The following is a 13,686-nucleotide window of genomic DNA, read 5'->3' as shown; positions in this document are numbered from 1 at the left end:
AATAGCTTATCTGTCTGTCATAAATTTTGGCTTTATAACAGACCTTGTAAGAAATCCTAGTTTTTCCACGCAGTTTGCACAGTATCAAAGCCACGTATCTTCTCAGACAGCAAACGCGTCAAACTACCATTACCGCTGCCAAGACCACTTAGTCTAAGCTCTGCCATAATTGCTTGTGTCGGCTCATTGGTAACATCCAAGTCATTATAATAACGACGGCCATAAACGGCAAAACCAAAGCAGCAGTCTTCGTAATCGACACCAACAAGCGCATCAAGCATCTTACTGTTGCGATAATCATATTGGCCTTGTGTCAATATTCGCCATTTGCTATTGATGGGGAATATAGCCGATGCAGTAATGGCAGATAATGGTAGCTGATTGGTGTTTGTATCACTTTGACGCTTTACGAAGCCGACATTAAATAAGCTGTTGTCTGTTGGCTGGTAACGTAGCTCGGTTGTGATAAAGTTTAAGTCATAGCTATTGCTCAATGCACCGTTCACATCAACCCAAACGTTATTATATGGTTGGATGCTCGCATCCCAAACCATGCCTGATGATGACGTCGTAAACACAGGTTCATCATCAGCAAGCGTGACGCGACCATCATCGATATAAAACTGCTCTGCAATACTACCATCGAAACGTGTCACACCCGTTGCATCGATGTAACGATAATTAATCCCTGGCGTAACAGCATGCAAGTCTTGCAAGCGGTCATGACCTAAAAACCAACTGTCTGAAAATAGCTGCTCATAGTTGGTTGAGGCAATACGGGTATTAAAGTTAGGAATGTCATTCTGGTCTTCGTATGGTGCATAAGTGTACTTCAATCGCGGATTGAGCAACTGATAGCCACCCATGGTATCGTCAAACGCACCAAATGGTGAACCGGCACGGTATAGGTGCAATCCAGCATCAATGCTGGCTTGCGGTACAAACGCTGATAGACTGCCATCTTCTGCACTTAGCGAGTTATCTTCTAAGCTGTCTTCGTCGTATGCTGTATAGAGATGCTGTAGGCTCAGCTTTGGTTTGATATAGCCCCACGAAGATTCGATCGGGTAAGAGGCACTAATTTTATTATAAAGACGTGTACCGCTTTTTTCAGTCTCAGAACCATCGTCGATAGATTTTTTAAAGTATGCTGAATCACTAACACCCGTAATTTCAAAGTTATTATTTGTCGGTATACGGTAGTTCAGAGTCAGTTGTGGCAGGCGAGAGTAAGGTTTGTCTTTATCCTCTAGTGCGTCACCATCGCTATCAAAAGCATCCAGTGTTTGAAAGGTCTCGAGTTTTAGCTCACCAGTGACATAGTCGTTATAATAGTTGAGGCGGGCACGTCTCGGTAAATTTACCGTACTATCGGATAAACCAAGGGTATCAAAGTCATCCAGATAGTCCGAATCTGATACATAGCTGTATTTGAGATCTCCGCTCAAACGCGGAATACTCTTGGATTCCCAAGTATGATCATAAAACAGACTGCTACGATTTTCGTCATCGTACTCGTTATCATTAGGGAGGTATGAACCAGTTACCGTACCTTTCCCATAGTTTTCGGTCAAATAACGAAACTCACCTGATAACATGGGATTGCGATCAGTATAAATATGGGTATTGAGCGTGGCATCGTAATTGGGTGCCAAATTTAAATAATAAGGTACATCAACTTCAAGACCAGTTTCACTACTAATACCGACATTCGGTAATAAGAAGCCACTACTGCGGCGACTGTCTATTGGGAAGTTAAAATAGGGCAGATAGAATACTGGTATGTCAGCGATACGGAACGTTGTGTCGTAAGCTTCACCGCGCCCTGTTTCTGTATCTAAATCAATAGTTTTGGCATCAAACTGCCATTTTCGATTCATGGGCGGGCAGGTGCTAAACATGACATTATCTAATTCATAGTGACTGTCATTGGGTCTATTTAAGCGCTTAGCATAGCCATGTGCTTGTAGGTCGACACTAGCAAAAGCCACATTCTCAGCGGTTGATTGTCCCGTTTCCGTGTTGTAGTTCAAGCTGTCAGCGACGCCAATTAGGCCGCCTTGTGACGCTCTTTCACTTAAACTGGCTTGAGTATTATTCATAGCCTGATTGGGTACATTGTTCAGTGGTACTTTTTGCCCTGTCGCTTGGTCAGTAAACATGACGCTGCCTTGGGCTGCTGCCACACCTTTGCTCAAATCTAGCGAGACTTTTTCTGCTGCTATTTGCTGAGTGCCTTGATTAATGATGACATTACCCGAGAGCTCAGCGTAGTCAACGCTGTCGTAATAACCATAGTCCGATTCTGTAAACAGAGGTGCTCGGTTATTTTCGAGGCTATTAGTTGCTCCAGCCTCATTGACAGCACGCTGATAATTAGGGTTGCTATGTGGATATACCCATTGACCTTCACAGCGTTGTGAGCTATCTACAGTACGTATCGGTATCTGTAAGTTCTTACCGACTTTAGGAATGACTTGAGGACTGGTTGTGTCGACCATACTGTCAGCGGTTGGAACCTCAGTATCAGGTGTTAGCTCATAGAACTCTGCCAAGCGCATTAAGCTGTCTTGAATGCTTTCATCATTTAAATCAAGCTTGTTGGTGTTTTTTGCAGCTTTAGGCGTGCTGGTATCATTACTTTGTGTAGCGGCAATGCTTTTCTGAGTATCGAGTGCTGGTACAAAAGCTGAATTGTTACTGTCTTGATTATCGCCGTCTTTATTGTCGCTATCTTTAATGGCAGTGACTTCTAGAGAGCTGTCATCTAGGGTGTCTTTACTAATGGCGCTCTCAGTATTGAAAAAGCTGTCATTATTGACAGAGCTATCATTGAAGTCGCTATCGTTAAAAGAGCTGCTATCTAAAGTGCTAACACTTGCAGCCGTATCAATACTATTAATGCCGTTGGTTAACGTTGAGTCATCAATAGTAGCTTTAGCGGCGACGGCTGCCTGTTGCGATTGTTTGGTTGCAGCAGTAGTCTTTGGACTCTGACTCGCTTGATAGTTAATATCACTATAATCAGGCGTTTGATTGATATTGCTATTAGCATTAGGCGCTGCTTTAGATATGTAACGTGTACTACTATCGGTGAGGATCGGCGCAGTTTTTTGTGTGTCAGCATCGCTGATTGCAGCATTAACGGCTAGGCTAGATAAGCCTAAGGCGCCAAATAAGATCACGCGAATGCTTTGGTAAAGCGGAGAATATAACAAGGGCACACCTATGATTGCAGAGCCTATTGGATTGCGATACTGAGCTTAGTAGCCGCATTATTGAACAAGGTATAGCAGTTAATAAACGACTAAAAAATCACTAATTGCTAATAGCGATCTCAAGAATTTGAGTGTTTTACATATAATGACGACTAATCATAGTCAAAAAAAACCAAATCAGCTACACTATTTACCAAAATTTATAATATAGCTAGGCTGCTTTTCGAATGATTGCCGAGATTATGCTTAGCGCTAAATATTGAATGATAACTCAATATACTTGTTATAGCAGTTATTGTGGCTCAAGATTTCACCATTTTAACAAGGTTTTGCCTGACTTATCACTACTTTAATTGTTTACGACTTATATTTAACCTGCGATGCCCATTATGACTGACAAACTAACTTTAGAGCCGAACATGACTGATACCGAAACCAATAGTCGCCTACAGCAGCTAGAGAGCTGGTTGCAGCAGATATTTACAGGTAAAAGATTTAACTTAGATAGCCTGCCTGGTGATGCCAGCGCCCGCCAATATCACCGTATTCAACTACCAAAAGATGATGGTAATGGAGCGTTGAATTACATTGTCATGGATTCTGCTGACGAACAAGAAGCCATGCGTCAGTTCATTAACGTCGCAAAATTGATGGCACCTGCTATTAATGTACCAGCGATTGTCGCACAAGATGTGACCAAAGGCTTTTTAGTCTTACAAGACTTTGGTGCGGTAGAGTTCGCCCATTTGCTTGTTGATACACCCTCTACTCAAGTGAACGAGTACTATCAATTGGCAATGCAGACGTTGGTCGCACTACAGACCGTACCTGTTGAGACAGCAAAATCTCAGCACCAATTGCCAGATTATGATACGGCGTTATTAGATCGTGAAATGGAGCTGTTTACGGATTGGTTTATACCGTATGTCGGAATAGCGCTTGATCAAACGTTGTGGGACAATTTAAAAGTAGCATTGACGAAAGAGATTTTGCAGCAGCCACAAGTCATCGTTCATCGTGATTATCACAGCCGAAATCTGATGCAAGATCAAGCAGACCATTCGCGCTTGGGTGTGATTGATTTTCAAGATGCAGTGGTTGGCTCTTACACCTATGATTTGGTGTCATTGGTACGTGATGCTTATGTTGAATGGCCGGAGCGTCAAATATCTGAATGGATGAAAGACTTTTGGCAATTACAGCAGCAAGCAGGACTAACCACAGCTGCTAGTGCGCAACAGTTTGAAAATGATGTCAATGTAATGGGCGTACAGCGTCATCTAAAAGTACTGGGAATTTTTATCCGTTTGTCTGAACGTGATGGCAAAGATCGCTATTTAGCAGATATTCCTAAAGTGATGAGTGATTTAGTTTTTGAGCTAGAGTGGCTTGGCAAACATGGTAATGATAGCTTGCAACAAGCACTACTACCATTTAATAAATGGTTTGTGGATACCGTGCTGCCTGCATATCAGCATAAGTTTGCACAGCAGTATATCTAAATCTATTTATCATATTAGTCTTTTAAGAGCTTAAAACTCACACATTATAGGAGTGTACATGTCTACCTCTACGATTACACAGGCCATGATTTTGGCAGCGGGCAAGGGTACTCGTCTACGCCCGTTGACGCTTGAGACGCCCAAGCCTTTGGTGGAAGTTGCGAGTCAGCCACTGATTGTTTGGCATATCAAAGCGCTACAGGCGGCAGGTATCACTGACATTACGATCAATGCGTCGTGGTTGGCTGATAAGCTCATCGATACGTTGGGCGATGGCACACAATATGGCGTAAAATTGCATTGGTCAGTAGAAGGCGATGAACCTTTAGAAACAGCGGGTGGTATCTTTCAAGCATTACAAACTGGTAAGTTGCGTGATGAGCCGTTTATCTTAGTGAACTCTGATGTTTGGACGACATATGATTTTACTCAGTTGCAAGACTATACACTGGGTGCTGATCAGCGTGCGCATTTACTCTTGATTGATAATCCGGCGCACAATGATAGCGGAGATTTTGCGATTAATAATGGTCTTGCTAGTGAGCAACCCGTAGGTGATGGTGATAAATATACCTTTGCTGGCATCAGTGTGATGTCACCTAGATTGGTTGATGGCTTGATATCAGGTCAGCCAGCAGCGTTGGCACCATTGCTTAAACAAGCGATGCTCAAGTTTCAGATTACCGCTGAAGTTATTACTGACAATTGGATAGATGTGGGCACGCCTGAGCGCTTGGAACAGGTAAACGATTTTATTGAAAGTAAAGGTGCTAAAAACCATTTAGGTGTATAAGCTCGATAAATTCTTATATAAGTATGCATAAAAAAGCAGCGTTGATTTAATCAACGCTGCTTTTTTATACGTGTATCTCAATGAATATTAAACACCCATTGCTAGTTTGATTAGCTGTGCAATGGTAAACACGACCAAAAATCCTGCCACATATAGACCGACAAACCATAGCCATTGTGACTTTTTCTTACTGAGCTTTTTCATGCTCGTCTCCCATTTGCGTGTTGATACGCTTTTGAACATCAGTATAGCTACTGCTAAGGACAGCAATAGCCAGTGACTGTTTTATCAATTCACATGTCCATGCTTAACGTTCTTATTTATCAGTACATATGCTCATGATCCGTCTTACCCTTAAAGGTGTAATACGCAAAAGCGGTGTAACTCAAAATAATGGGTAGCATAATACCGGCACCAACGAGCATAAAGGACAGTGACGTATCTGCTGCGGCTGCTTCATAAATCGTCATTTGATACGGTACGATATAAGGGAACATGGCAGAACAAACACCGATATAACCCATCAAAAATAGCGCGACAGTCAATAAGAATGGACGATATTCACGTTCAGTGTTCAAGTCTTTACGCATAATAAAGAATAACACCATGACGATAATAGGCATGGGAGCCAGATATAATAAATCTGGGAAATGAAACCATCCGTCGAGTGCATTGATATCTGAAAAATACATAAATACTGTCACGACAATCATGGCGACGACTAAAGCAGATAGCATCCAGCCAGAAACTCTGCGTGCCCAAACTTGTAGTTTGTGTTCTGTCTTGATAATCAGCCAAGTAGAGCCAAGTAGGGCATAACCGATAATCATTGCAAAACCGCAGACGATAGAGAAAGGTGTTAGCCAGTCAAACGGTCCACCAGAGTATAAGCGATTGCTCGCTTCAAGGCCTTGTACCAATGCCCCAAGCATAATCCCTTGAGAAAAAGTAGCAAGCACTGAACCGACAAAAAAGCAAGTATCCCAAACATGACGACGTGTCGAGGATTTAAATCGAAACTCAAATGCTATGCCGCGCAAGATAAGACCAAATAACATCGCTGTCACAGGTAAATAAAGACCCGTCATAATGATGCCGTAGGCGACTGGGAAAGCGGCAAACAAGCCACCACCGCCCAATACCAACCATGTCTCATTACCATCCCAAAACGGTGCGATAGAGTTCATGATGCGGCTACGATTTTTATCGGAGCCTGCAAATGGAAATAAAATACCACAGCCTAAATCGAAGCCGTCCAGTAAAACATAGACGAAGACTGCGAGAGCGATAAGTCCGCCCCAGATCAAAGGTAAGTCTAATACATCACCGTAGTTAAACATTAGCGTAACCCTCCTTCATCGATGTCATCTGCAGGTTCATCAAGGTCTGTTCTCATTCTGTCGCCAGCACTGGTATCGCCAGTCAACGTGCGACCTTGACCTTCTGTGACAGAATGCTCATAGAAGTTATCTTCAGAAGGGTCTGAGTAGGGTTTTGGCCCTTGAGCAATCAAGCGTAGGATATAGAAACTGCCTGCACCAAAGACAAAGATATACAACACAATGAAACCAATCAATGTGGTGGCGACCTGCTGTGCAGCGACTGGTGACATACTCTCAGCTGTACGAATCACGCCATACACGGTCCATGGTTGGCGACCCGTTTCAGTCACAAACCAACCAGACAATAATGCAATAAAACCAAGCGGTGTCATCATCATCCACGCACGGTGGAACCAGACACTTTCGGGATTGAATTGCTGTTTTTTGAAGTATTTGTATATGCTGAATAAACCGACCAGCACCATTAACATACCAATAGCGACCATGATACGGAACGCCCAAAACACAATCATAACGTGCGGTTGGTCTTCGGGTGCCCAGTTTTTGAGACCTTTGATTTCACCATCTAATGAATGTGTCAGAATCAAACCAGAGACATATGGAATCTTAACTTCATATTTATTGGTTTGGTTTTCTTGGTCGGGAATCGCAAATAACCGTAATGCTGCGCCACGCTCATCTTCCCAGATACCTTCCATCGCAGCGACTTTGGCTGGTTGATGCTCTAAAGTATTTAGACCATGCTCATCACCAATCAACACCTGAGCTGGCGCTACAAATATGGCCATAATCATCGCCATGCCTAGCATGACACGGCCGTGCTTACGGTGCTCGGTATGTTTTTTGGATTGTAAATAATAAGCACCGATACCACCAATGACGAATGCAGTTGTCAAAAATGCTGCTGTCATCATATGAGCATAACGGTAAGGGAAAGATGGATTGAAGATAATCTCAAGCCAGTTGGTTGGGTATAGCAAGCCATCTGCGCCCACCATAAAGCCCTGCGGCGTTTGCATAAAGCTGTTTGCAGCTAAAATCCAAAAACCTGAAATCAGCGTACCGATGGCGACGATAGCGGTTGCAGCAAAATGCATGCGTTTGCTCACACGTCCCCAACCGAACAGCATAATCCCTAGGAAAGAGGCCTCTAAGAAGAATGCAGTCAATACTTCATAGGCGAGTAGTGGGCCTAAGACGTTACCGGCTTTGTCAGAGAATACCGCCCAGTTAGTGCCGAACTGGTAAGACATTACCACACCGGATACGACACCCATACCGAAGACGACAGCGAATATCTTAATCCAATGCTTATAAACTTCGGCATAGATAGGATCGCCCGTTCGAAGCCAACGGAACTCAAGCACCGTCAACCAACTGGCTAGTCCAATAGAAAAAGCAGGAAATACAATATGAAATGAGATAACAAAAGCGAATTGAATACGCGCGAGTAACAACGCGTCCATTTGGTCGATCATAAATGCAGCGAACATAAGCGCTTACCTTTATTTGTTAGCCAAGTAGCGCAAGCTTCCATGATACGCTCAAGTAACTGCCCGCAACCTTTTATACGAGTATCGCGGTCAATAATCAGGTTTTCTTTAGCTGTGAATATTAGCGAGTTAAACCGTTTTATTTATGCTATGACTAAAGCGATTCAACTGAATAAATAATTTATATCCATACAAATTAAGAAATAGTCGTTCATTCAATTACTGTTACTGATGCTTCATTATGCGCCTGCAGCTTTATCGCTACAAGTAAGGCCATGTAACGCATACTTACTAGTAAATATAAATTAGTAAGAATAAGTTAATGCTATATTCCTTATACAATATTATATATTGTAATAAAGTATAAAGAAGGTGTTTTATCGTACTCAGCAGTGTTCAATATTATCAATGTTCAAAAGACCTTAAACTATTGATTGAGCTGCTGATGCAGTATACGCCTTAAAGTTAAAATAGTTTGAGGGTTTTCTTGAATGCTGTGACCACCGTTAATGACTGTCTCAGAGGCAGCACCGTCTAGATGGGCACTGGTATAAGGTACGATACCGTCAGACAAGCGTTCAGTTAATGCCTGACTGATATTTTCATCGATGGTAACGGCCGCTACAAGCGATTCATCTGTCAGTTTAGCGTTATCAGAATCAGCGTTTTCACTTGCACTGATAGCCTCACCTCTTGCGTCTTCTTCTTCTATCGCTTGTGACAAGTCGATTCTGGCACCACCCGGCTGCATTTCTGCCAGTCCTTTGGTGATGTCAGCATCGTTATTGGCAATAATTGAGTGATAAGTAATGCGGTCATTGATGGCGAGATCTTTGGTGAGCTGTATAAAGGAAGATTTATCGCTGAGCTGGCTAGCACCGTTTTGTAGATATAGCGCGCCTAATGGGTTGTCTGCCAAATCGCCTTTCGTTGCAATCGTCGCTAAATTTTCAGTGACGGTTTTCACTAAACCAACGGGTAAGTAGACAACACGGCGTAGGGCACGCGTGAACCAGCGGTCTGCATAATCAGTACCACGAAACGGCGCAGACAAAAAGACAGCGGTATCTACTTGTGGTAATGTTTTTAGCTTAAAACGTTCTTGTAGTTGTGCTTCACCAAAAGAAGCTTTGAGTGCGTCGCGGACTTTACGTTTTTCGCTACTAGAGAGTATGTTTTGATCATCGAGATTGTCTAAGTCATCGACTAAGTTTTCATCAGAAAGCATCATGCGAGCGATCACAGCACCCATACTATGACTGATAATCACGCTATTTTTGCTGGCGAGATTTTGTCCTGTCGGATCCGTCTGCTGATAAGTGCTGTCAATCAGACGTTGGATTTGGTAACGGTTTTCTAAAATAGGTAAGTTGGTTGGATAAAATATTTGCCAAACCTGATAGTTGTCACGTAACTTATCATCATTGAGAATATCGTTGGTCAAGTTCACCCACGTTGCAGGGCTAGAGGCCAAGCCATGCAGCATAATCAGCACACGCTTATTGGGGTCATAAGGCTCTAGCATAAACAGTTTGGGCAGTCTCTCCTCTGGTTGGCGAGTAATCAAATTTAGATAGCCGACGCCATCTAATTGGTTCTCTGATAGCCACAAGCCATAACCGGCAGAGAAGTTGGCTGCCAGTGGATAGTCATTATTGAGGATGTTAACGCTTTCGCTTTGATACGGATTATACAGGTGGATGTCGAGTTTACGACTGTCTAGTACTTCTAGCACGCTATCGCCACTGGGTTCAATCAGACCCGTTAATAGTAAATGGCCTGTGGGATAAATGCGCGAACTTGGTTTGCTATCGTCGATATTGTCTTTTTTATCATCCGATTGACCTGACAGTGAGGATACCAATAATTGGCGAATCGTGGTGGTGTAGCGATCATCCAATGACGCAACCAAGCTAATGCCCAAGCCTGGACGTTTACTGATTGAGTTGAGCCCAGAGAGACGTAAGTCATAAGTGGAGACCAAGTCTGCTAGAGCAGAGGTTTGCTTATGTGCATTTTGCAGATAGCTGTTTTCATTGGGCAAATAAACGCCTAGATCATAGCCATCGACTTGTATCTTCATGACTTTGACTTGGTCGGTAGTCTTGCCTTCTAGAGGTGCACGATTGGCAATAGCCGCCTGTGTGCTGTTATCACGTTCAGTGGAGGCTATTGGTAAATGTTCTATCTGTGGGTCGCCCATCAGTTTATCTGAACCATCCACTGCCTTGTAGAGCTGAGTGATGACATCATTGCTCGCGGCATTATAAATATCTTGGGTCTGAATATCGGTATCGTTTGGAATGCGGTTTGGTGTACTAGAATGGCTACTATCCTGAGCGCTACCTTCAAAATCATGCGCTAAGCTGTCATAAAATAGATAGGTATAACTGTATTTTATCGCATTAAACAATCGCTCTTGGTAGCCAGTTAGGCAACGACTGGTGTTTTCTTGTTGAGTATTGGCCTCGGTATCACTTAACGGTGCATTGGCATAATAAGGGTCGAGTGGCGGGCGAGAAAGCGCATTGAGGCAGTCTTGCGATTTGGCAAGCTGTCGAGCCTTTGCGTAATGTAGTTCAGAAAAAATAGCCAGTGAGGAACGGTGGTGTTCATCTAAGATGCTATCGGTGAGCTGGGTCAAACATAAATCAAACTGCTGCATACAAGCTTGCTCATTGAGCCCTGCTGATAGAAGTGCTGATGCGGTATCACTACTGAGCTTGTTGTCCGTGACAATGTTGCCACGCTGTGCCGTAATGGTCTTTGCTGAAGCTTGTTTATTCACCGAGACTGTACTACATGCAGGCAATAATGCCATCGCTGCTATTAAAGCGATCGGTATGCTTTTTTTATTGGCGTGCGTTACCATATTTTTTATAGGGTTAACGAAAGTCATAGTTCAGTCCAGTTAGTCATCAAGGTATGAGTCAGTAAGCGGTGTACAAGAGAGAGTGTAGCGTAACTTTTGCGATTAAGCTTTTTTATTTTAGGCTTTGTCGTTAGGGCTTTGTCATTAAGTAATATCGAAGGAATAAGACTATCTGTCATTGATACTACTATCGATATTGCCTAATCATATTTACATCTCATTAATTGAATATATTATTCATTTAAGCGGGATAAGAGGCTAATTAGAATAACTGGTTTATTAGTGGATACAAAAAAGCGTCTCCATTTTATATTGAAATAATATCGATATAAAATGAAGACGCTGACTGCTTTGGTCGTAGATTATGTATCAATCATTTTGATTAATACATAAAACCATTTTAGACACCTGGTTTAACGTTGATGTCAGGTGCTGGTATGTCCCAAATGTAGAACTTACCTTCTTCAACAAGTTTTATCTGCTGACCAATCATAGCATTGTTGGGGTTTTTACTCTCAAGGCGACGCAGACGCTCTAACGCGCTATCACGACGGTCACTTAAGACGTCTGACTGTGCCAAGCTTTGCTCTGCTTCGGTATAGCCTAGAGAGACGGCTTTATCTAAGTATTTTTGACCTTCTTTAAAACCACCGCCTTCTGATAGCATCATGCCATACAAGAAGTTAGCTTCACCGCTATCAGGCTGGAGCTTGATGGCACGGTCTACATATTTTCCACCGCGTATCGTATAGTCTGAACCCAAATCTAGGTTACGTCCCATGCCGTTAAGCTTTGCTGCACGAAGCAGTACATCATAAGAGGCATTTGGTGACAGGGCATAAGGTTCAATCCATTCAGCTAATACTTTGATTTTTTCACGAACATTATATCGTTGTGTACGGTTAGGGAAGTTTGGTGGATAATGGCGGGCATTAGGTGACGCCTCTTGGATAAAGTCATCAAGCAGACTCACATCTAATTTGTCAGAGTTAGCGGTTGTTTGTTGTGGAATCAATACGGTCTTTAAAAAGCTCACGTCTGACAATTGCACTTTCGGCGTTGGAATGTTTGCAAGTTGACCACTACGCAGGTCGATACCAGATGTCGTCATTGGACCTGGCTCATAGACATGAGTGCTACCTGTGTACACCGGCTTGGTTGGGGCAGGTGTGACGGTTTGTGGCTGCCCAGAACTCATTGGAAAAAGACTTTGCGTAGGAGCGCTTTGTTGAGTAGCAGCGACAGGTGCATTAGTTTGTGGCGCTGGTTGAGTGCTTGATTGAGCTGTACTAGCAGCTTTAGGCTGTGCCAAACGAATCACGCGTTTGCTAGAGTCTACAGCACTCGGGACGGATGTGGCTGCTGCATTGGTTTCAGCTGCATTGACAGGCGCTGATAGCAACATTGTGCATGCGGCTGCCAGTGCGGTCATCGTGACCAGTTTCGAAGACTTGGTAGACACACTGCTAGAGAGCATTGATTTTTTAATGGTTTTCATAAATATTGTTACCTTGTTTATTTAGTCGTTATTTAGCAATTAAATGGTCATATAGGTTGTGTCTTTGCTGCAAAATCGTACAAATTTCTCATACCGTAGCAAATTAAGCTTTACGCTATCAGTAGTAGGATTGTTAATAATAAACGTCAAAAACTCGATAGTAGATGCAATAATCAAGCTTATAGTCTCTATTAATCTAGAGCTGGCAACTACATCGTTTACTACTACAAATGATAAGCAGTGGCTTTCATACGGTTGGCCATCCAGCGCATCGTCTTGCGTACAGGCGGTGACAATGCAGCGCCGCCGCTGGCAAGTGCTAGCTCACGATGGTGCAACTCTTCGATATCCATTTGTGCCAGTATCTCCTTTGAGCGTTTGTCATGCTCAGGCAGTTGCTGGATATGATCTTGCAAGTGCTCACTGACTTGTGCTTCTGTCTCTGCGACAAACCCCAAGCTGAATTCATTAGAGATAGCACCAGCTACTGCCCCAAGACTAAAAGACATGCCGTACCATAGTGGCGTAAAGAGACTGGCGTGGCTGCCAAGCTCACTTAGACGAGTCTCACACCAAACCAGATGGTCAACTTCCTCTTCGGCAGAGTGTTGCATGGCTTGCTTGACGCCGTGGTCTTTCGCCGCAAAGGCTTGACCGTGATAAAGCCCTTGCGCACATACTTCACCAGTATGATTGATACGCATCAACCCTGCGACATGCCGTGCTTCAGTGATGGTCAGCTCAGGAATCTCGTCGTTGCTGACTGGTAATGGACGCGTACTAGGGTTTGAGTGCGGTACGACAGCTCGTAATGCCTTATCGACGCCGAGTAACAACTGGTCGATTTTGGATAAGGGACGTAGGGCCATAATTCACTCCTAATGGCTTTATGTACTATCAAAAGATACTGTTATTAAAAGATATTGTTATTAAAAGATATTGTTATTAAAAAATACTGCTGTTAAAA

At 43.2% G+C, this 13,686-nt stretch carries 9 protein-coding genes; 2 read left to right on the top strand and 7 right to left on the bottom strand.

Features of this window, described 5'->3' with window-relative positions; genetic code table 11:
* Positions 1-56: 56 nt before the first annotated feature.
* A complete protein-coding gene (lptD, locus tag JMW61_RS00270; RefSeq protein WP_201548376.1) occupies positions 57-3,218 on the bottom strand; it encodes an LPS assembly protein LptD in 3,162 nt (1,053 codons plus the stop codon).
* Between the two features lie 389 nt (positions 3,219-3,607).
* Between lptD and JMW61_RS00265 the strand changes: the two genes are divergently transcribed.
* The gene (locus tag JMW61_RS00265) at positions 3,608-4,720 is read left to right on the top strand and encodes an aminoglycoside phosphotransferase family protein (protein WP_201548367.1); all 1,113 of its coding nucleotides are present in this window, start codon (positions 3,608-3,610) and stop codon (positions 4,718-4,720) included.
* A 58-nt stretch (positions 4,721-4,778) separates the two neighbouring features.
* Positions 4,779-5,513 (top strand): N-acetylmuramate alpha-1-phosphate uridylyltransferase MurU, encoded by a 735-nt coding sequence (gene murU / locus JMW61_RS00260; protein WP_201548358.1) that lies wholly within the window; start codon positions 4,779-4,781, stop codon positions 5,511-5,513.
* Positions 5,514-5,600: 87 nt separating this feature from the next.
* Here the strand turns inward: murU and JMW61_RS14395 are convergent, their stop codons facing one another.
* From JMW61_RS14395 to coq7, 6 genes are all read right to left on the bottom strand, one after another.
* Positions 5,601-5,717, bottom strand: a complete 117-nt coding sequence (locus JMW61_RS14395) for a DUF2474 domain-containing protein (protein ID WP_370463019.1) — start codon at positions 5,715-5,717, stop codon at positions 5,601-5,603.
* Positions 5,718-5,836: 119 nt separating this feature from the next.
* Positions 5,837-6,853 carry a cytochrome d ubiquinol oxidase subunit II gene (gene cydB / locus JMW61_RS00255; protein ID WP_201548350.1) on the bottom strand — a complete coding sequence of 339 codons (1,017 nt, stop codon included), beginning with the start codon at positions 6,851-6,853 and terminating at the stop codon, positions 5,837-5,839.
* The gene (locus JMW61_RS00250) at positions 6,853-8,349 is read right to left on the bottom strand and encodes a cytochrome ubiquinol oxidase subunit I (RefSeq protein ID WP_110922379.1); all 1,497 of its coding nucleotides are present in this window, start codon (positions 8,347-8,349) and stop codon (positions 6,853-6,855) included. The genes cydB and JMW61_RS00250 overlap by 1 nt, the downstream gene beginning before the upstream one ends.
* Before the next feature lie 427 nt (positions 8,350-8,776).
* Complete coding sequence (locus tag JMW61_RS00245; protein WP_201548348.1) at positions 8,777-11,248, bottom strand: esterase/lipase family protein; 2,472 nt, start codon at positions 11,246-11,248, stop codon at positions 8,777-8,779.
* Positions 11,249-11,621: 373 nt separating this feature from the next.
* Complete coding sequence (locus JMW61_RS00240) at positions 11,622-12,719, bottom strand: tetratricopeptide repeat protein (protein ID WP_201548346.1); 1,098 nt, start codon at positions 12,717-12,719, stop codon at positions 11,622-11,624.
* 224 nt (positions 12,720-12,943) lie between these two features.
* Complete coding sequence (gene coq7 / locus JMW61_RS00235; RefSeq protein ID WP_197218421.1) at positions 12,944-13,588, bottom strand: 2-polyprenyl-3-methyl-6-methoxy-1,4-benzoquinone monooxygenase; 645 nt, start codon at positions 13,586-13,588, stop codon at positions 12,944-12,946.
* Positions 13,589-13,686: the final 98 nt, after the last annotated feature.

It is taken from the genome of Psychrobacter fjordensis (assembly GCF_904845995.1).
Taxonomy (GTDB): domain Bacteria; phylum Pseudomonadota; class Gammaproteobacteria; order Pseudomonadales; family Moraxellaceae; genus Psychrobacter; species Psychrobacter fjordensis.
The sequence above is the reverse complement of the archived record's forward strand: the minus strand, read 5'-3'. Positions and strand labels throughout refer to the sequence as shown.

Coding starts and splice junctions, on each gene's coding strand:
- JMW61_RS00265 (WP_201548367.1), top strand. CDS start 3,608: ATGACTGACAAACTAACTTTAGAGCCGAACATGACTGATACCGAAACC.
- murU (WP_201548358.1), top strand. CDS start 4,779: ATGTCTACCTCTACGATTACACAGGCCATGATTTTGGCAGCGGGCAAG.
- JMW61_RS14395 (WP_370463019.1), bottom strand. CDS start 5,717: ATGAAAAAGCTCAGTAAGAAAAAGTCACAATGGCTATGGTTTGTCGGT.
- cydB (WP_201548350.1), bottom strand. CDS start 6,853: ATGTTTAACTACGGTGATGTATTAGACTTACCTTTGATCTGGGGCGGA.
- JMW61_RS00250 (WP_110922379.1), bottom strand. CDS start 8,349: ATGTTCGCTGCATTTATGATCGACCAAATGGACGCGTTGTTACTCGCG.
- JMW61_RS00245 (WP_201548348.1), bottom strand. CDS start 11,248: ATGACTTTCGTTAACCCTATAAAAAATATGGTAACGCACGCCAATAAA.
- JMW61_RS00240 (WP_201548346.1), bottom strand. CDS start 12,719: ATGAAAACCATTAAAAAATCAATGCTCTCTAGCAGTGTGTCTACCAAG.
- coq7 (WP_197218421.1), bottom strand. CDS start 13,588: ATGGCCCTACGTCCCTTATCCAAAATCGACCAGTTGTTACTCGGCGTC.